Origin of the sequence: Pantoea sp. CFSAN033090, assembly GCF_001264395.1 — a bacterium.
Lineage (GTDB): Bacteria > Pseudomonadota > Gammaproteobacteria > Enterobacterales > Enterobacteriaceae > Pantoea > Pantoea agglomerans.
Map to the genome: position 1 here is coordinate 125,560 of NZ_LGYX01000008.1, position 19,510 is coordinate 145,069.

The 19,510-nt window shown below is 56.1% G+C and carries 18 protein-coding genes; 5 read left to right on the forward strand and 13 right to left on the reverse strand.

What is annotated here, in order from left to right; translation table 11 throughout:
• Window positions 1-29 precede the first annotated feature (29 nt).
• The 7 genes from AFL22_RS09815 to AFL22_RS09845 form a co-directional block, all read right to left on the reverse strand.
• On the reverse strand, window positions 30-809 hold the full coding sequence (locus AFL22_RS09815; protein ID WP_052271289.1) for an ATP-binding cassette domain-containing protein: 780 nt from the start codon (window positions 807-809) through the stop codon (window positions 30-32).
• The gene (locus tag AFL22_RS09820; protein ID WP_010246777.1) at window positions 806-1,492 is read right to left on the reverse strand and encodes an ABC transporter permease subunit; all 687 of its coding nucleotides are present in this window, start codon (window positions 1,490-1,492) and stop codon (window positions 806-808) included. The genes AFL22_RS09815 and AFL22_RS09820 overlap by 4 nt, the downstream gene beginning before the upstream one ends.
• 9 nt (window positions 1,493-1,501) lie before the next feature.
• Entirely contained in the window at window positions 1,502-2,227 is a 726-nt protein-coding gene (locus AFL22_RS09825; RefSeq protein ID WP_010246779.1) for an ABC transporter permease subunit, read from the reverse strand.
• Window positions 2,228-2,233: 6 nt separating this feature from the next.
• The gene (locus AFL22_RS09830; RefSeq protein WP_022624593.1) at window positions 2,234-3,082 is read right to left on the reverse strand and encodes a transporter substrate-binding domain-containing protein; all 849 of its coding nucleotides are present in this window, start codon (window positions 3,080-3,082) and stop codon (window positions 2,234-2,236) included.
• Window positions 3,083-3,103: 21 nt separating this feature from the next.
• The gene (locus AFL22_RS09835; protein ID WP_052271290.1) at window positions 3,104-4,291 is read right to left on the reverse strand and encodes a M20 family metallopeptidase; all 1,188 of its coding nucleotides are present in this window, start codon (window positions 4,289-4,291) and stop codon (window positions 3,104-3,106) included.
• A 241-nt stretch (window positions 4,292-4,532) separates the two neighbouring features.
• On the reverse strand, window positions 4,533-5,432 hold the full coding sequence (locus AFL22_RS09840) for an alpha/beta hydrolase (RefSeq protein WP_052271291.1): 900 nt from the start codon (window positions 5,430-5,432) through the stop codon (window positions 4,533-4,535).
• Window positions 5,433-5,482: 50 nt separating this feature from the next.
• Window positions 5,483-6,097 carry a TetR/AcrR family transcriptional regulator gene (locus AFL22_RS09845; RefSeq protein ID WP_052271292.1) on the reverse strand — a complete coding sequence of 205 codons (615 nt, stop codon included), beginning with the start codon at window positions 6,095-6,097 and terminating at the stop codon, window positions 5,483-5,485.
• A gap of 202 nt (window positions 6,098-6,299) precedes the next feature.
• On the opposite strand from AFL22_RS09845, the gene AFL22_RS09850 reads away from it, so the two are divergent.
• Window positions 6,300-7,331 carry an AI-2E family transporter gene (locus tag AFL22_RS09850; RefSeq protein ID WP_052271293.1) on the forward strand — a complete coding sequence of 344 codons (1,032 nt, stop codon included), beginning with the start codon at window positions 6,300-6,302 and terminating at the stop codon, window positions 7,329-7,331.
• Here AFL22_RS09850 and AFL22_RS09855 read toward each other — a convergent pair.
• Window positions 7,320-10,049 (reverse strand): cation-transporting P-type ATPase, encoded by a 2,730-nt coding sequence (locus AFL22_RS09855; protein ID WP_052271294.1) that lies wholly within the window; start codon window positions 10,047-10,049, stop codon window positions 7,320-7,322. The genes AFL22_RS09850 and AFL22_RS09855 overlap by 12 nt on opposite strands.
• A 514-nt stretch (window positions 10,050-10,563) precedes the next feature.
• On the opposite strand from AFL22_RS09855, the gene AFL22_RS09860 reads away from it, so the two are divergent.
• From AFL22_RS09860 to AFL22_RS09870, 3 genes are read left to right on the forward strand one after another with little or no spacing between them, the layout of a single operon-like run.
• Window positions 10,564-11,652: an efflux RND transporter periplasmic adaptor subunit gene (locus AFL22_RS09860; protein ID WP_052271295.1), complete on the forward strand. Its 1,089-nt coding sequence runs from the start codon at window positions 10,564-10,566 to the stop codon at window positions 11,650-11,652.
• The gene (locus AFL22_RS09865) at window positions 11,652-14,714 is read left to right on the forward strand and encodes an efflux RND transporter permease subunit (protein ID WP_052271296.1); all 3,063 of its coding nucleotides are present in this window, start codon (window positions 11,652-11,654) and stop codon (window positions 14,712-14,714) included. Before AFL22_RS09860 ends, AFL22_RS09865 begins: the two co-directional genes overlap by 1 nt.
• Window positions 14,707-15,672 (forward strand): acyltransferase family protein, encoded by a 966-nt coding sequence (locus AFL22_RS09870; RefSeq protein WP_010670598.1) that lies wholly within the window; start codon window positions 14,707-14,709, stop codon window positions 15,670-15,672. Before AFL22_RS09865 ends, AFL22_RS09870 begins: the two co-directional genes overlap by 8 nt.
• On the opposite strand, the gene AFL22_RS09875 is transcribed toward AFL22_RS09870, so the two are convergent.
• The 4 genes from AFL22_RS09875 to AFL22_RS09890 all read right to left on the reverse strand — a co-directional run bounded on the left by AFL22_RS09875 (window position 15,658) and on the right by AFL22_RS09890 (window position 18,405).
• Entirely contained in the window at window positions 15,658-16,350 is a 693-nt protein-coding gene (locus AFL22_RS09875; protein WP_052271297.1) for a DJ-1/PfpI family protein, read from the reverse strand. The genes AFL22_RS09870 and AFL22_RS09875 overlap by 15 nt on opposite strands.
• Window positions 16,351-16,406: 56 nt before the next feature.
• Entirely contained in the window at window positions 16,407-17,309 is a 903-nt protein-coding gene (locus AFL22_RS09880; protein ID WP_052271298.1) for an alpha/beta hydrolase-fold protein, read from the reverse strand.
• A 107-nt stretch (window positions 17,310-17,416) separates the two neighbouring features.
• Entirely contained in the window at window positions 17,417-17,740 is a 324-nt protein-coding gene (locus AFL22_RS09885) for an AzlD domain-containing protein (protein WP_052271299.1), read from the reverse strand.
• A complete protein-coding gene (locus AFL22_RS09890) occupies window positions 17,737-18,405 on the reverse strand; it encodes an AzlC family ABC transporter permease (RefSeq protein ID WP_010246808.1) in 669 nt (222 codons plus the stop codon). The genes AFL22_RS09885 and AFL22_RS09890 overlap by 4 nt, the downstream gene beginning before the upstream one ends.
• A 111-nt stretch (window positions 18,406-18,516) precedes the next feature.
• Here AFL22_RS09890 and AFL22_RS09895 point away from each other — a divergent pair, with 111 nt between their 5' ends.
• On the forward strand, window positions 18,517-19,065 hold the full coding sequence (locus AFL22_RS09895; RefSeq protein ID WP_010246810.1) for an XRE family transcriptional regulator: 549 nt from the start codon (window positions 18,517-18,519) through the stop codon (window positions 19,063-19,065).
• Here the strand turns inward: AFL22_RS09895 and AFL22_RS09900 are convergent, their stop codons facing one another.
• Entirely contained in the window at window positions 19,066-19,404 is a 339-nt protein-coding gene (locus AFL22_RS09900; protein ID WP_010670595.1) for an ASCH domain-containing protein, read from the reverse strand.
• Window positions 19,405-19,510 lie beyond the last annotated feature (106 nt).

Sequence of the window (19,510 nt, forward strand, 5' to 3'; positions counted from 1 at the left end):
TCGCGCGTCAGCCTTATCAGAATGCCAATTCAGCCTGCATTACGCTCAAAGTGGCTGTTCACAAAGGCGCGGCAGCGTGGCGAGATCGGATCGAGAAACACCTGCTCCGGTGAACCGGACTCCTCAATCATGCCCTGGTGCAGAAACACCGCTTTGTTCGACACGTCACGTGCAAAGCCCATTTCATGGGTGACGATAATCATGGTACGTCCCTCTTCCGCCAGACTGCGGATCACCCGCAATACTTCGCCCACCAGCTCCGGATCCAGCGCTGAAGTTGGCTCATCGAACAGTATCGCTTTTGGCTGCTGCGCCAGCGCCCGTGCAATCGCCACACGCTGCTGCTGTCCGCCGGAAAGCTGTGACGGCCAGGCGTCGCGTTTTGCATAGAGTCCCACTTTATGGAGCAGCGCTTCCGCTTCTTCAGTCGCCTCTTTATGGCTGCGCTTCTGCACATGAACCGGCGCTTCAATGATGTTCTGCATCACCGTTTTATGCGGCCACAGGTTGAAGCTCTGAAATACAAAGCCGAGCTGCATTCGCATCAGCTTGATGCGACGGCGCTGCTCGCGGCTCAGTTTTTCGTCGGCGTTATCCAGGGTGACGTTCACCTCGCCTACCGCAATTTCGCCTGCCTGCGGCACTTCAAGAAACGGAATGCAGCGTAACAGCGTACTTTTTCCCGACCCACTGGCACCAATCAGCGATATCACATCGCCATCCTGCGCGGTCAGGCTGATGTCGTGCAGCACTTCGTGTCCCGCATAACTCTTTCTGAGATGACTCAGCATGATGGTAGGTGCGGTCATGAGCGTGCTCCAAAATAGTAAGGTGATAAGCGTCGTTCCAGCATCGATACGCCTTTGCTGACCAGCATGGTGAGTATCAGGTAGATCACCGCCGCGCTCAGGAACACCTCCAGCGCCCGGAAAGTGGAAGAGACTATCGAGTCGGCAATGCCGGTCATCTCCATCAGGCTGATAGTGCTGACCAGCGACGTTGCTTTGATCATCGAGATGATCTCATTGCTGTAGGCCGGCAATGCCTGTCGAATCGCAATCGGTAAGGTGATGCGGGTAAAGATTTTATACGACGACATGCCTGAGACTTTAGCGGCCTCCAGCGACTGCTGACTGACGGCACGCAGCCCGCCGCGCAGGATCTCCGAGGTATAGGCGGCATCATTGAGAATCAGCGCCAGTAAGCCGCACCAGTAGGGATCGCGCAGCAGCGGCCAGAACAAGCTTTCCCGCACCGCCGGTAAACTGCCCAGGCCGTAATAGACCATAAAGATCTGGATCAGCAGTGGCGTACCGCGAAATAGCCAGACGTAGAAGCGACAGAAAACGCTGCCGACACGCGTCATGCGCAGCAGGTTAAGCAGCAGCGCCAGCACGCCGCCGCCAAAGAGTGAGAGCAGCGCCAGGTTGATGGTCAGCGGCAATCCTTTCAGCAGCGCCAGCAGCGTCTGCTGTAAAAACATGATATCCACGTGGACTCCTTACCCCTTCACGCGCTGTTGACCGCGCATCGCAAACTTTTCCACGTAGCGGAAAACCATATCGGAACAGGTGGTGATAATCAGGTAGATCACCGCACCCACGCTGTAGAAGAAAAAGGACATCTGGGTGGAGTTGGCTGCGGTGGAGACCTGGTTCATCGTTTCCACCAGTCCGGTTACCGAGACCAGCGCCGACTCTTTGATCACCGATTGCCACTGGTTGCCCATGCCGGGCAGCGCAGTGCGTAACGCCTGCGGCACGATAATGCGGCGAAACATCATCAGCCGTCCCATGCCGGTCACGGTCGCCGCTTCCAGCGTTCCGCCGGGAATAGCGTAGAAGGCGCCACGGAATACCCCGCTTTGATAGGCACCGGAGATCAGCCCGATGGCAATCGCGCCCGCCACAAAACCGTTCACATCGAACGGTCCCTGGAAGCCCAGCGCGGTGCCCACGGTGGAGACCACCTGTCGTCCACCGAAGTAGAAGAGGTAGATCACCAGCAGTTCCGGCACGCCGCGAAACAGTGTGATATAGCCTGCCGCCAGTCGCTGCTGCCAGCGTGAACCGGCAATCTGCATCCAGCAGAGCACGCTGCCCAGCAACGCACCCAGCAGCCAGGCGCATAACGACACGCTGACGGTGACGGCGGCGGCGTTAAGCAGCACGCCACCCCAGCCCTCATCCCCGAAGCCCAGTATCTGCCAGTCAATATTCATCAGCATCAGCGGTTACGCTTTCGGCGCGACATCTTCGCCAAACCATTTGATCGACAGTTTGCTCAGCGTCCCATCTTTGATCATGGAGTCCAGCGCCTGATTCAGCACCTGCTGCAGCTCACTGTTGCCTTTACGCAGACCAATCGCCGAGCCTGCGCCCAGCACGCCACCGGAGAAGCCATAGCCGCTGCTGCTGATCGCCTCAGCATGTTTTTTCACAAAGGCGTTGAGGTTGGTACGAGACGCCATGACGGCATCCACCCGGCCATTCATCAGGTCGGCGAAGGTTTCAGGACCCGCCTGATAGGTGCGGATAGTGGCAACGTCGCCCAGGTATTTCTGCAGGAAATCCGCCTGAATGGTGGCGACCTGCACCGCGATGGTTTTCCCTTTGAAGGTGGTTTTCAGATCGTCGATCGCTTTTTTCATGCCGGCGTCATCATCCGCCGTCACAATCGTGCCGCTGCCTGGCAGCGTGGCCAGCGGGCTTTTTTTCGCAGTCACAAAGCTGGAGACACTGACGGTGTACTGATGGGTAAAATCGATCGCTTCAGCACGTTTTGGCGTTACGGTCACCGCATCGATCACCGCATCATATTTACCGTCGATAAGACCTGGGATCATGCCCGACCATTTCTGGGCGATGATTTCATATTTAAAGCCAGCACGTTTAGCCAGCTCCGCCACCATATCCGGCTCATAGCCGACGATTTTGCCGCTCGGTGTGGTCTGGTTGAACGGAGGATAAGCCGCTTCAGTCGCAAACTTCAGGGTGCCGAAATCTTTCGCCTGGCTGAACGCGGAAGTGGCGAGCAGCGCCACGGTCAGAGAAGCCGTAAACAGGCGGTTACGCATCATCATATAAACCTCATTTATTTATTATTAAGAGAGTAAATCAATTGCAAGGCGGGTCAGCGCCTGCGTCCCGGCGGTAATGCTGCGTTCGTCCGGCTGATAGTCGGAGTTATGCAGGTGATCGTCACGGCCCGGCGTGGCCGATCCAATATGAATCTGGCAGCCCGGTACCCGTTCCGTGAACAGTGAAAAATCTTCGGCACCAAAGCTGGCGCTGGGCTGCGCGATGATGGGCTTATCAAACTGATGCGACAGAATCTGTTCCAGTGAATCGATCAGGCGATCGTCATTCATCAGAGGCGGCACGCCGCGCTGGAAGTTAACCTCCACCCGTACGTTTTGCGCCAGCGCCACCCCTTTGCACATCCGTTTAAACGAGGTTTCCATAGCAGCGCGTACTTCCGGCGATTTAGTACGGATGGTGCCCTGAAACAGGCAGCTATCGGGAATGATATTGTGGGTGGTACCACCCTGAATGTGCCCGATGGTTAATACGGCGGAGTGAGCGGGATCGCGTTCACGCGAGATGAGGGTCTGTAGCTGGCTGATGAGATGCACGGTCGCGATGATCGGATCGGTGCCCATGTGCGGACGTGCCGCGTGGGTCGATACGCCATGCACCGTAATGTCGAATTCATCGCTGGAGGCAGTGCTGGCCCCGCGCGTCAGGGCGACTTCCCCCGCAGCCAGTTCAGGCTTGTTATGCAGGGTCACGGCCCAGTCGATGCCATCTGCCGCGCCGTCCGCAATCATCGCCTCAGCGCCACTTTCTGGCGTCTCTTCCGCGGGCTGGAATATCAGCCGGACCCGGCCTTTGAGTTGCTGACGATAGTGCGGCAGGATCGTTGCCACACCCAGCATCGTTGCGGTGTGAATATCATGCCCACAGGCGTGCATTTTTCCGGGATAGCGGCTGGCAAACGGTAAACCGGTCTGCTCATGTATCGGCAACGCGTCCATGTCGGCGCGCAACAGCAGCGTCTTACCCGGCTCTGCGCCGTCGATATCTACCACAACACCGCTGCGGCCAACGCCGGTGCGGGGATTGAGTCCCAGCGCCTGCAGATACTCTGTGACCAGACTGGCGGTGCGCAGCGTATCAAAGCCTAATTCCGGATGCGCATGGATATCACGTCGAATCGCCACTAACTGCGATTCAAGTTCATTAACTCTGGCTTTTATTTCCCCGGCCAGTCGTGCTTTTTCCTGATTCATAGCAGCCCCGGCAATATGCGATCGGCACTCTGCTGCCGACCGCTATTTTAATCTCATCCTGATGGCGGACGTTGATGACCGTTTATTTATTCACAGCACGCGACAGAAAGCAACGCGCAACAGCCTGCTCTACATACTTAAAAATCAATAAGATAGTGTTATTTATTGGAAACCTGTATGAGATAACAGCGGATCAGCAATAATATTAATAATCCGCCACACGACATTACTTTCCCTACTGTCACTGAGGTGATATTTCGCTTTTATCCGGAGAGGTAATAAAGAAGTCTGCCAGTATTTCCGCTAATTTCTCGGGTTGTTCGTCGGGAATAAAATGGCCGCAGTTGAGAACAGTTTCACTGCTTACCTGATGCGCTACGGTGCGCAGCGGGGTGGCCATATCGGGTATCGATCCCTGGTCGGCACTGACAGCCAGCAGCGGTAAAGCCAGTTTGCCTTTTAAAGCGCGCTGTCGATTCTGCTCTGCCGACTGTGCAAAAGCGCGGTAAAAAGCCAGTCCGGCCCGCAAGGCCCCGGGCTGCTGAAAAACGCGCAAATATTCATGACGGGCCGCCGCATCTATGCGATGTGGATTGGCTGACTTACGGTTAAAAAACCAGTCGAGGTAGATCGCCTCTCTGCCAGTGATCAGCGCTTCCGGTAAATCATCCACACAGTGAAATCCAAAATGCCAGGTTTTCCAGGCGCTATCACCCACCATTGGCAGTAAGTCAGGCAGCGTGATACCGGGAATGCCGCCATCCAGCAGCGCGAGACGGCTAACCTTTTCGGGATGGCCTGCCGCCAGTGACCAGGCGACCCACGCCCCGATATCATGTCCGGCCAGATGAAAGCGTTCGATACCCAGCTGGTTCAGCAGCGCCAGTATGCGCTCTGCCACGCTGTCAGTGTCGTAACCACTGGCAGGAAAGTCAGAATCACCCTGCCCTGGCAGGTCGGGTGCGATCACATGAAAGCGGCTGGCAAGCAAGGGAATAACCTCCCGCCAGGCATAACTGCTTTGCGGGAAACCCGCGAGCAGAAGCACAGCCTCAGCGTGTTCACTGCCTGCGCTGAGGTAGTGCAGCCGCTGCGAGTCAATGTTAATAAAGTGGTGCTGGTAGAGTGGATAAACGTGCATGAAACCTCCGGATAATAAGGAAACGATCACTTCTTTAATGTGTAAAAAATTTAGTCGAGTATCTTTAGCGCCAGGGGGATGATGCTGGCATCGGGCCGGGTAGCAGCAACTTTACCGGCTACCCGCATCCCCAGAACAATGCATAGCATCAGCGAAGCGGTGGCCTCTCTGTCCAGTGCAGGATTGACCGAACCATCCTGCTGACCCAGGCTGATTATCTGCTGCAGATTCTGCTGGTTGCGTATCAGCGCCGCGCTGACGGCTCCGGCAAGTTCCTCATCCAGAGTTTGCAGCTCTAAGGCGCTGACAGCCACCAGACAGCCGCGCTCACCTTCTACATCGCGCACTGAATCCACATAAAAATTGAGTAGCGCCGCCAGTTGCTCACGGCCATTTTCACATTGCGCCAGCCGCGCGGCTAAACTGCTGTTACGCATTGAGAGATAGCGAGCAAAGACGTTTGCAAACAGCGTGCGCTTGTCGGTAAAAGCTTTATAGATGCTGCCGGTAGTGAGTTGCATAGCCTGGCCCAAATCGCCGATCGAGGTGGCGTGATAGCCCTTTTGCCGGAATACCAGCATTGCGCTGTCCAGTGCCGAATCGGTATCAAACGCCCGCGGTCGTCCCCGCTCTTTATAACGGTTATCGTTCATCTCAAACACCATTAGAGAATGATCATTTCCTTTAAGATAGACTGATTTGTCCCGCAATGAAAATCTTTCTCCCTGCAGCTAAACAATGCATCAAGACGCTGATACGCATTTCATAACCTTTATCCAGACCCTTCCCCCCCTCTGACCTGACGCAAAGCACTGAAGCTTAAGCCTCATCTATACTGCAGCTTATCTTTGCTGAAGGAGCCCAATCATGGGACTGAGCTGGTTTACCCTCTGGCCGCCGCTGGCACGCGTGCTGTTTATCCTCGCCTGTCTGACCATTATTCTGACCGGCCTTTATCTGGCAGCACCGCTGATCAATCAGGTCCTGCTGGCGATGTTACTGGCCATCATGCTTGATCCCCTGATTACCCGTCTGGAAAACAAACGCATACCGCGCATCGTCTCGTCACTGCTGGTGATTATGCTGATGCTGTTGATCATGGTGGTCACTATCCTCAAGTTAACCGTGCTGACGCCCGATTTAATGCAGCTCAGCCGTCAGGCGCCCGTGCTACTGGCGGCCCGGCTTGAACAGCTGACGCTGGCCTTTGCCCGGCTTGATATCGGTATGACGCCCGACCAGTTGCTGACCTTTGTGGATGCGGGTGCGATAGTGCGCATCGTCACCGCGTTTCTGACGCAAATCCCTGGCGTCATCTCATGGTGGATCATGGTGTTCCTGATGCTGCTGTTTATGCTCTATGAGATGCCGCTGCTGAAAGCTGCAATGCAACAGCGGGTAAAGGGAAAACATCAGGCCTTTTATCTGGCGCTGCAGGAGGGAATTCAGAGCGTGATTGTGTATGCCAGAGTGAAAACGCTGACCAGTATTCTGGGCGGGTTAATCGTGGGCGTCGGTGCGCATCTGATCGGGCTGAAGTTTGCCTTTTTCTGGGGCGTGCTGATGTTCATCTTTAATTACGTGCCGGTGCTTGGCTCCTTTCTGGCCGCGATTCCGCCGGTGATCCAGAGTTACATCATGTTTGATTTACAGATCGCGCTGGCGGTAGCAGGTTTCTTTGTGGTGCTGAACCTCTGCCTGAGTTCGGTGATCGAACCATTGCTGATTGGGAAGCGACTCAATCTGGCGCTGACCACGCAGTTGCTGGCGTTTCTGTTCTGGCAGGCGTTACTGGGGATTACGGGCGGGATACTGGCTATTCCACTGACCTATCTGATTAAAAAGGTCCTGCTGGCGAGCTATCCGCAGCAGGACCCGGAGACAGAATTAACTCAGTGATGGCGTCTTCACCCGCCATGCGCGGGTGAGGCGTTTTTCAATCTCAACTATGATGAAGATCGCGATACTGACAATCAGCGAAATCAGCCAGTAGTTGATCGGCAGTGGACGGGTACCAAACAGCGTGTTCATTAATGGCACATAAATAATGATCGCCTGAAGGACAATCAGTACCAGCGTCACCAGCCAGATACCGCGATTTTTCAGCAGACCGCGATCCAGTGAGAAGCCATCAGAGTTACGGCAGTTAAGCATGTAGGCCCACTGCGCAGTCACCAGCATCTGCAGCAGCACGGTACGGATAAACTCGGCACTGTAGCCACGCGGTTGCAGCCAGGCTTCCAGCACAAAGGCACTGATTGAAATCAGCAGACCGACAAACACCACGCGCCAGATAGCGTAAGCGTCCATCACGTGCGCTTTAACATTGCGCGGTGGCCGGCGCATCGCATTGGCTTCAGCAGGCTCGAACGCCAGACCAAACGACAGCGTGGCGGATGTTGCCATGTTCATCCACAGAATCTGTACCGGGGTTAACGGCAGCAGATTGCCCATCAGAATCGCGATAATAATCAGCAGACCCTGTGCCAGGTTGGTGGGCATAATAAACAGGATGGTTTTCTTGAGGTTGTCGTAAACCCGACGTCCCTCTTTGACTGCCGCAGCGATGGTGGCAAAGTTATCGTCGGCCAGAATCATATCGGCCGCCTCTTTTGTCACCTCGGTGCCTTTGATACCCATCGCAATACCGACGTTGGCCTGTTTCAGCGCCGGAGCATCATTGACGCCGTCGCCGGTCATGCCGACGATCTCGCCGCTCGCTTCCAGCGCTTTCACCAGACGCAGTTTGTGTTCCGGGCTGGTGCGGGCAAAAATGTCATAGGTTTTTGCCGCGTCCGCCAGTTCGGCGTCACTCATGTGTTCAAGCTGGTAGCCAGTGATAGCAGCCTGGCTGTTGCCGATTCCCAGCATCTGACCAATCGCCATTGCGGTTTCCTGATGGTCGCCGGTGATCATTTTGACGCGAATGCCCGCTTTCTGGCACTCGTCAATGGCGGCAATCGCCTCGGGACGTGGGGGATCCATCATACAGGCCAGACCCAGCAGCACCATGTCACTTCTCAGATCGGCATGATCCAGCGCGGTAACGGGTGCAGAGGTTCTCTTCCAGGCGGCGGCAACGGTGCGCAGCCCTTCGCTGGCGTAGATGGTGATGGCGGCATCCCAGTAAGCACGGTCTATCGGCTCTGCACCCTCCGGTGTTTGCTGCTGCTGACATAGCGTCAGCAGCACGTCTGGCGCACCGGTCAGCAGCACATAAGATTCGCCGTTTGCAACACAGCTGACCGACATATATTTATAGAGGGAATCGAACGGCAGCTTGCTCACCACCTCAACCGGCTGAGGTGTCGTCTGACCCTTCGCCGCCAGCACCTTCAGCGCGCCTTCAGTCGGGCCGCCAACAATCGTCCAGTGTCCCTGACTTTCCTGACGCAGCTGGCTTTCATTACAGGTGTCTACCGCATGCAGGAACTGCTGAAACAGCGGATCCTGTGCCGCAGAGAGTCCACTTGCGTCGCCCTGCTCAGCAACAATCTCCCCTTTGGGTTCATAGCTGTTTCCGCTGACGCGCCAGCGGCTCTTCGCCAGCACCACCGCTTTCACCGTCATCTCATTCATGGTGAGCGTGCCGGTTTTATCGGAGCAGATCACCGACATCGCGCCCAGGGTTTCAACAGTCGGCAGCTTACGGATAATCGCCTGGGTCCGCGCCATCGACTGCACGCCCAGCGACAGGATGATAGAGATAATGGCAGGCAGACCTTCCGGAACCGCAGCAACCGCCAGGCTGATGACGGACAGCGAGAGCTCGCCCAGTGGAATGTCACGCAGCAGATAGCCGAAGATAAACAGGGCGACCATCATCAGCAGGATGATGAAAAAGATCGCTTTACCGAGTTTGTCGATCTGCACCAGCAGCGGGGTTTTAACCTCTTTTATGCCGCTGATCATTTCGTTGATATGGCCCAGCTCAGTATCACCGCCGCTGGCGATCACCACGCCTGCGGCGGTGCCGGAACTGACGGTAGTGCCTGAAAAAGCCAGGTTCAGACGGTCGCCCAGCGATTTTTCACCGCTCAGCGTATCGGTGTTCTTCGACACCACCGTCGACTCCCCGGTGAGAATCGCCTCTTCAACCCGAAGATTATTGACCTCAAACAGTCGCAGATCAGCCGGGATTTTATCGCCGGGGCGTAACATCACCACATCACCGACCACAATATCGCGCGTCGCGACCGTGACCTGTTTGCCATCCCGCACCAGCATCGCTTCACTGGCAAGCATGTTCTGAATACTTTTCAGTGACTTCTCGGCATTATTCTCCTGAATAAAGCCGATCAGGGCGTTGATAACAGCCACGCCGATAATGACAAAGGTATCGACCCAGTGACCCATGATCGCGGTGATCACCGCCGCGGCCAGCAGAATATAGATCAGCACATCTTTAAAATGCGCGATGAATTTGAGCAGAGCCGATTTCTCAGCTTTTTGCGGAAGGGCATTGGGACCGTGTTTCTGCAGGCGTTCCTGCGCAGTGGCGGTGGATAATCCTGCTGATGAGCTCTGCAGTTCGGAGAATATCTCTGCCACACTACGCTGATACCAGGGGCGCTCAGATAAAGCTAACGCTTTATCCTGCTTATCATTATTTAGCATATATAAACCTCGTGCCATTTAGCGATGAAATAAAGGCGCAATTAAAAGACATGCATTTTGCAGGCAGCCCCTCCTGCAGGTAATGACCGATATCATATTTACGTAAGAAACGTCTGACGAATAACATAAAATGGCTAAATTAAATCTAACCTATATTATGAGAATGACAACGTTGTTTTTGTTTAGCTAAGGTTTAAGTATGCTGATGCAGTGTGCATCGGTTTATACTCTGGCTCGCAAAAGGAAACTCTGATGAAAAAACAGAGCATTATCATGCTTTGCGGTTTCGTTATTCTCGCGGTCGCCGCAACGACTCTGGTGGGCTTACTGACCTGGCTGGTGGTCTCTCAGATGGCGGCGTAAGCCGATTCAGGCGAAGCGGCCCTGCCGCTTCGTTAAACTTATATGACGAAGATTAAAAATAAGTTTATCCCGGTCGCGATAAGCATCAGGGTTTATTACGCCTTAATGCTTATCAAACCGCAGTTTAAAAGCTGATGTTAAGGCGAAGAAAATGATTAAACGCAAGGTTATCCTCATTTTGCTCTGTTGTTTTTTTATGACAGCGTGCGATGAAAAAAAAGAACCGGATGCTCCCCCGCCCCGCGTAATTAAAGTTTTCACCCTTGAGTCGGACATCGCTCAAAATATCCGGGTATTTCCTGCGCGTATTCAGGCGGGTGATAATACCGATCTTGCGTTTAAACGGGCAGGCCAGCTGGTACAGCTTGATATTCGTGACGGAACGCCCGTGAAAGCGGGACAGCTTCTCGCTACTCTGAATGATGCAGATGCGAAACTACGGGTACGCGACCGCCAGACTGCACTGCAACTGGCGGAGCGACAATTTCAGCGCTTCAATACGCTGGCCCAGCGCAGCGCCGTTTCAAAGTCTGAAATGGATGTGCAGCGTGCTAATCGCGATGCCGCCGCGACTGCGCTGAAAATCGCACAGGAGGAGTTACAGTTTCTTAGCCTTCGCGCGCCGTTTGATGGCGTGATTGCAAGGGTACAGGCGCGTAATCATCAGGTCGTGGCCGCCGGACAGCCCATTGCGCTGCTGACCCGTGCCGATCTGCTCGACGTCATCTTTACGCTGCCCGAAACCCTCTTCACCAGCCTCGATATCCAGAATATTAACTATCAGCCTGAGGTGCAGTTTAACGCCCTGCCAGGCCGCTTTTTCACCGCACAATACAAAGAGCATACCAGCCAGACGGATGCCGCCACGCTGACCTATCAGGTGGTGCTGACCATGCCGCGTCCGGCTGATCTCCCTGGCGTTGCCGGCCTCAGCGGCTCGGTTCGCGTCAGGCTGCATAACCTGCCAAATGCCCCTGCCCAGCCGCGTCTGGTCGTGCCTGCGGCGGCGGTGTTCAATCCCGATCGCAGCCCTACTAATCAACCGCACGTCTGGCTGGTTGAGCAGGATGGTGAGGCGCTGCGCATCAAAGATCGACCTGTCGAAGTGGGTCGTCTCACCGCCCAGGGCATTGAAATCATCAGCGGGCTGAAGCCGGGCGACCGTATCGTTGCCGCCGGTGTGGGTGAGCTGCGTGAGGGTGAAGCGGTGCGCATCTGGCAGCGCGAGCGGGGTTTATAATGCGTATTCAGGAGCATTTTCTTGATAAACCCATTCGCATCTGGATGGTCATTCTGCTGCTGGGCGTGGGCGGCATCTATGCGCTGCTCAACATTGGCCGCCTCGAAGATCCGCTGTTTACCATTAAGTCGGCGGTTATTGTCACCCACTATCCCGGCGCGTCCGCACAGCAGGTTGAAGAGGAGGTAACGCTGCCGCTGGAGAATGCGCTACAGCGCCTGCCGTCGCTGGACAATGTCACGTCCATTTCTGGCAATGGCCTGTCGCAGATTACCGTTAATATTCATACCCGCTATCTGGCCGATCAGCTGCCGCAAATCTGGGATGAGTTACGTCGTCGGGTCGGCGATGCGGCCCGGCAGTTCCCGCCTGGCGTTCAGGCCCCGCTGGTTAACGATGATTTCGGCGATGTTTACGGCTACTTCTTCGTCATTCATGGTAACGACTTTACCAACAGCGAACTGCGCAACTATGCCGATCAGCTGCGGCGCGATCTGGTGCTGGTGCCGGGTGTGGCTAAAGTTGCGGTAGCAGGCGTCGAGCAGGAGGAGATCCGCATCGCTCTCTCCGCCAGCAAAATGACCGCCTATGGTATGACGCCGCAGCGCGTCGCCGATCTGCTAAGCCGGAATAACAGCGTTGCCAGTGCCGGAACGCTGCGGGTCGACAGTGAATCGATCCGTTTTCATCCCACCGGCGAACTGCAGACGCTGGACGATCTGGCTAATCTGCCGATTCTGCCCGCTGGCAACCCACAGAACGTGCATCTGCGCGATATCGCCACCCTGACGCGTGGCGTTACCGACAATCCCGCCAATATCTACTTTGCAGACGGTGAAGCGGCTCTGGCTATCGGCATTTCGTTCGCGCCCGGCGTCAATGTGATTGATGTTGGCGACGCGCTTTCCGCCCGAATGGCGCACTATCAGCAGGATACACCCGCCGGTATCAGCCTGAAGGTGTTCTATAACCAGGCGCATGAGGTAAAACAGTCGGTTGATGGCTTTATCCTCAATTTCCTGATGGCGCTGGCGATTGTGGTGGGAACACTGCTGCTGTTTATGGGCCTGCGCAGCGGCATGGTGATTGCCGCCTCGCTGGCGCTTAACGTGCTTGGCACACTTCTGATCATGTACCTGTTTAAACTTGAGCTGCAGCGGGTGTCGTTGGGCTCGCTGATTATTTCGCTCAGCATGCTGGTGGACAATGCCATTGTGGTGGTCGAAGGGGTCAAAATCGATCACCAGCGCGGGCACCCTTTACAGCAGGCCATTGCCCGCATGGTTCGGCGCACTGCCCTGCCGCTGCTGGGTGCCACGGTGATTGCAATTCTCGCCTTTGCACCGATTGGCCTGTCGCAGGATTCGACCGGCGAATACTGTAAATCGCTGTTTCAGGTGCTGCTGATTTCACTGATGCTGAGCTGGGTCACGGCGCTGACCTTAACGCCGGTATTTATCAACTGGAGTGAGAAGCGCCGCAGCACGGCTCAGCCTGAGCAAACCGAACCCTCGGCACCTTATCAGGGAATCGTATTCCGGCTCTATCGTCAGGCGCTGGGCGGCCTGCTGCGTTTCCGCCTGACCACGCTGACGGTAATGGTGGCACTGCTGGCTCTGTCGCTGTATGGCTTTACACTCGTGAAGCAGAACTTTTTCCCCTCCTCCAGCACGCCGGTCTTTTTCACCGATCTCTGGCTGCCCTATGGCACCGATATTAATTACACCGCGAATACGGCGGCGGATATTGCCCGGTTCATTAATCAGGATCCTAAGGTCGCAGCCACGGTCACGACGGTGGGCCAGGGCGCTCTGCGCTTTACCCTGACCTACGACGCGGCACGGCAGTACAGCAACTTCGCCCAGATTATGGTGCGGGTTAAGGATGGCCGACAGCTTGATGCGCTGGCGCTGAAAACCGAGGCGTATATTGAGCAGAACTTCCCACAGGTGAATCAGCGCATCAAACGTATCCAGTTTGGCAGCGCCAGTGACAGCGCCATTGCCCTGCGGGTGATCGGCCCCGATCCCGAAGTGCTGCGCCACATCGGCAGCCAGCTGGATGCCATTTTCCTGGCGGATGGCTCAACGTTTCCGGTTCGCAATGACTGGCAGGAGCGCAGCAAAGTGATCCGCCCGGTCTATTCGGCGCTGCGTGGTCAGGAACTGGGTATCGATAAACGTGACATCGATCAGGCGCTGAGAATGAATTTCAGCGGTGACGCGGTGGGCATTTTCCGTGACGGTTCGCGGCTGATGCCGGTGATGCTCTATCCGGCTGATGAAGAGCGGCAGAGTGTCGATCACATCGAGAATATTCAGCTGTGGAGTGCGGCCCTGCAGCACTTTGTGCCCCTGAGCAATGTGATTTCTGACTTCCGGCTGGAGTGGGAGAATCCGCTGATTATGCGTCGCGATCGTACGCGCGTGCTGACGGTGCAGACCGATCCCGATCCCGCTTCAGGGTTAACCTCCGCACAGGTGGTAGCGCGGGTTCAGCCACAGATCGATCAGCTTAAACTCCCGGCGGGCTACCGGCTTGAATGGGGAGGTGAGCTGGAGAGTTCACGTGAAGCGCAAAGCGGGCTGCTGAGTTCGCTGCCGGTGGGATTCCTGGCGATGTTCATCATTACCGTGCTGATGTTTAACTCGCTGCGCGACGCCGTCGCTATCTGGATCACCGTGCCGCTGGCGCTGATTGGCGTCACCTGTGGCTTTTTGTTCACCGGTATTCCGTTTGGCTTTATGGCGCTGATTGGGCTGCTGAGCCTGTCGGGTATGCTGATCCGTAACGGGATCGTGCTGATTGAGGAGATCAGGCTGTTCCGGCAGGAGAAATCGCTGCAGCTGGCGATTATTGATGCGGCGACCTCACGTCTGCTTCCTATTCTGCTCACTGCCTTCACCACGGTGCTTGGCCTGCTGCCGCTGCTGCGCGACGTCTTTTTCCAGAGCATGGCGGTTGTCATTATTTTTGGCCTCGGGTTCGCGACAGTATTGACCCTGCTGGTGCTGCCGGTCATCTATCGTTGCTTCCATGGCCGGGAGGCGCGCGGTGAATAAGAGCGGACTGGCAATGCTGAAGACGCTGGCCTGTATCACCGCCGTCTCGTTTTTCACGCTTTACCAGAGCTACGATAGCTACCATTACGACATTAATCTGACGCTGAACGTGCTGAGTTTTGTTTCGACAATCGCCACGCCGCTCTATTTTCTGCTCAGCGGTTATATCGACGCCGGTGAGCTGCATACACCCGCGTGGCAGCTCGGCAAAATTCGCCGCATTCTGCTGATTTTTATCTTCTGGTTCAGCTTTTTCTGGTTTGCCGGGATGCATCATAAGGGCTATCTGATTCAGCCGTGGTTTGTAATTGCGCTGATTGTGATTTATGTGTCGCATCCGCTGATTGACCGACTCATTCAGCGGCCTGGGCTGATGGCATCGGGGATTTTACTGCTGCTTGTGTTAGCTTTTGCCTATGACCTGCTCGCCAGCCTCTACCCGGGCCAGCGGGCCTTTTCGCTGCTGCCGCAATACCGAATCTGGACCTGGGTGCTCTACTACCTCACGGGTCGGCTGATGGCCGCGCCGCGCGTGATGCAGTTGCTGACATCACCCAGAGTGATAAAGATCAGCCTGCTGCTGCTGCCCGCGGTTTATCTCTTTACGTGGCTGTATGAGCGTCATTACTTTCTTGCGCGCTTTCTGGCGACCCATAACGATGTGGTGCTGACGGGCTCGCAGGTTTATCTGCTGGTGGTGCTGATTGTGATCAGCATTAACGCCATTCGCCTGCCGGAAAAAGTCCAGTGGCTGACGCCGTTTCTGACGACCCTGGGGAAGACCATGACCGGCGTCTATATCCTGCACTATCTGATTTTTGGCCTGCTGGCGGCGGCAATCCGCATCCAGACGCTGGGCGATAAACTGCTGGTCATCGCCCTGACGTTAATCTTCTCAATGGCGCTGTCACTGCTGCTGTTGCGCATCCCCGGCGTCAGTAAGCTAATCAGCCTGTAGTCGCAGGGCGGCTCGTTCGGTTGCCGCACGACGAGTGGCAAGAAACTCAGCCATTTTCGCCCGCGCCTGCTCCACTTCCTGTGGCGGTGCGGTATGCGGCGAACCGCTGGTAAACGGCGGTTCAGGATCATATTCCATCTGCAGCTGAACCGATTTCGCCACCGCGTCACCCGCAATTTCTGCCACCAGCGTCAGGGCAAAATCGATGCCAGAGGTCACGCCTGCGCCGCTGATACGATTGCGGTCGCGCACCACCCGTTGACTGACCGGCTCCGCGCCCAGTAGGGCCAGCTGATCGATGGAACTCCAGTGCGAGGTCGCACGATATCCCTTTAGCAGTCCGGCGGCCCCCAGCACCAGCGAACCGGTACAGACCGACGTAACCCACTTCGCCTGTTCGGCCTGCTGACGAAGGAAATTCAGCGTGACGTCATCCGACATCAGAGCGATCTGTCCTGGCCCGCCAGGCACACAGATCACATCCAGTGGCGGGCAATCTGCAAACGTAGTGGTCGGCAATATCGCCAGGCCACGATCGGAACGCACCGGCTGACAATCTTTCCAGATGAGATTGCATTCGACACCAGGCGTACGCGCAAACACCTCCCACGGGCCGGTTAAGTCGAGCTGAGTGACATCAGGGAACAGCAAAAGACCAATCTGTAGCGGACGATTCATGCGTGAACTCCGGGCAGGTGATGAAACGCCATCATGCCGCGATGCCCGGTCAGATATCAATCCCGGCTACCGGAAACTATTTCCAGCGTATCCACCAGCGATGAGGGTAATATCTGGCCGTGACTCTGACCGGCATAACGCGTCAGAATCAGTCTGGCACCGCTCGGGCGCAGGATGTCGGTAAGCGCACGCTCTTCCTGCTGAAGATCGTCAGAGTGGCCGGTTCGGCGTTCGGTGATGCCATCGCCCTCCATCAGATAGAGCGACAAATGTTTAAGCGGTCCGGCGTCGGCGCGTCGGGCCAGGGTAAGAATGCGCTGATGATTCCAGCTCAGCGAGGGAGCAGCCGAAAAGTAATGGCTGAACCAGGCGGCATGAAAGAAGGTATCCAGCACGAACAGTCCGCCGTAGGAGTGCCCCCAGAGCGCACGCCGCTGCGGATTACTGGGCGCAAGGCGTTCTGCCCACGGGACAATTGTGTTCAGCAGCAGCTGACGAAACTGATGGCTGCCTCCGCCTTTGCGGCCATGAGGCTGAGTAACCAGAGTATCAGGCGCATCATTGGGTGGGGTGTAGTCGTAATTACGCGCCACCACATCAAAGGGCAAATGGGTGTCGTAACCCACCGCGACCAGCACTGGCGGCGTGCCGCTGCTCAGCTTTTTAAGCAGAGGTTCTGTCAAATGTGCCATCGCCGCATTGCCATCCAGTAGCCAGAGCACCGGATAGCCGCCTGGCGGCGCATCGTTTTTGGGGATAGCAAGCCACACCCGATAGTGCCGTTCCCCATCCTGTGAAACAAACTTTTTACTCTGGAAGCGATACCAGGCGGAACCTGTGTCGGCGATGTTCTTGCCCAGCGGACGCATATCGGGTCGGGCAATAGCCGGAACGGCGGTTAAACCGGCTGTCATCACGGTCAGCAGCATCAGGAGGAAACAGGTACGGACAGTGTTCATTCAGCAATCCCTGCAAGGTTATCGGGCTAATCACGCCTGAGAGAGTGCCATCCTGACAAATTTTCACTGCGATAACATCCCCGCTTTTGCCGGGGTTAATAACATCCTCAGTGCACGCCGAGAAAACGCAACAGCGCCGTCATCGCCGCCGCCCCCAGAATAATCATAATCAGCGGCGCACGACGCCACGCCAGCAACAGGGCAAAGCCCACGCCCGCCACCCGTGCCACACCGGCAAAATGCTGGTCTTCAAACAGCGTGGTGGTGGCCGCTACCGCCAGCAGCAATATCGTGGCGGCGTCGGAGAGCATCTGCTGGGTGCGCTCGCTGATCGGCAGACGGTTTCCCAGCCTGACGCCTGCAAACCGCATCAGATAGGTTCCGGCGGCCAGCAGGGCAATCCCGGCGATAATCATTCCCTGATGTGTCATTTGCGCGATCTCCATGTCAGCAGGCCCAGCAGTGAAAACAGCACCGGCATGCCCGCCGGAACCAGTGGCGTCGCCAGCAAGGAGAGCAGCGCGCCGACGGTCGCGGGGATCCGGGTGCGTCGCTGGCGCAGCGCCGGGAAGATCAGAGCAATCAGGATCGCCGGAAACACCGCATCCAGTCCGATCACCGAAACATCAGGAATAAACTGCCCGATTGCTGCCCCGATCATGACGCTGACCGGCCATATCAAGCCGATACCGATACCGCACAGCCAGTAAGCACTGCGGCGCTGCGCCAGTTGCGGCTGAGAGATCCCAAACACCACACTTTCATCGTTCATGATATGACAGCCCAGCCAGCCTGACGGACCCTGCCCCACCAGATCCTTGACCGCGATGCCAAACGGCAAATGACGTGCGTTTACCAGCAGGCCCGCTGCGGCGGCGGTAAATGGACTGCCGCCACCGGCCACAATGCCGATAAACAGGAACTCCGACGCCCCCGCCAGCACCAGCGTTGAGAGCGCCAGCGGCACCCAGAGCGGAAACCCGTCGGCCGACGCCAGCGAGCCATAGGATAAACCAACAATTCCATCAGCCAGGCAGACCAGAAAAATCGCTTTGATCACCCCTTTGTCCAGCAACTGCATTTGCGGAAAAAGCATCACTCTGTCTCATAATGAACATATAATCCGATATAATGAACACCGCGACAGCGTTTTACAAGATGAACGTTATGTTCGATATAAAAAACATTCAGGTTATCAGGAGTGCGTTTGAATACCCCTATCAGCATTATTGCCAATGCCTTAGTACGTGAACGCCAGCGAGCCGGTCTTTCACTGGCTGAAGTGGCGCGCCGCGCAGGGATCGCTAAATCTACGCTGTCACAGCTGGAAGCGGGTAATGGCAATCCGGGCATTGAAACCCTGTGGTCGCTTTGCGTAACGCTGAACATTCCATTTTCACGTCTGCTGGAGCCGGATGCGCGTCGTCTGCAGGTGATTCGGCGTGGAGAGGGCCTGACGGTTACCGCCGATCTTGCCGATTATCAGGCCGTTTTGCTGGCCTCCTGCCCGCCCGGCGTTCGGCGTGATATCTATCTGCTGGAAGTTCAGCCCGGCAGCGAACGCATTTCACAGCCCCATATCCCCAATACCATTGAGCATATTATTATCGCTAAAGGGCGTGCGCTGGTGGGCCCGGTCGACAGTGCGGTGGAGCTGGATGTGGGTGATTACATTACCTATCCGGGCGATGAGCTGCATATCTTTCGGGCGCTGGAAGCCGATACGATGGCGCTGCTGGTGATTGAGCACAGCTGATCACTGTTTAGTGAGCTTCTGCAGGGTTTCTGCGGGCGTGAGGTGAGTGATTAGCTGCACCTCACTGCTCAGCCTGATCTCCGGATAGTGCTCGCGCATCCCTTCCAGCAGCACCTCATCAGGCCATTCCTCCTGTTTCCCCAGCGTCGCGGCGACTTCGCTTAAGCGCAGCGTGTCGACCTGCGTCACCCACACGATTATCGCGTCCGTATCATCCTGCTGATTCACCAGTCTCAGCGGACCCATGGTGATATCGCCCTCCTGCCAGCGAATCGTCGAGGTTTTCTCTCCGGACCTGACGGCTGGCATCAGACGCGGGACAAGCGTGAGTTGTTGCATTTCCACTCCCTTTTAACGCTCATTGGTACCCACAACAAAAACACAAATCCGGATTGAAAACAAACTCACCAATGTTATGTTATAACGTATCTCTAATCGCGTTCTT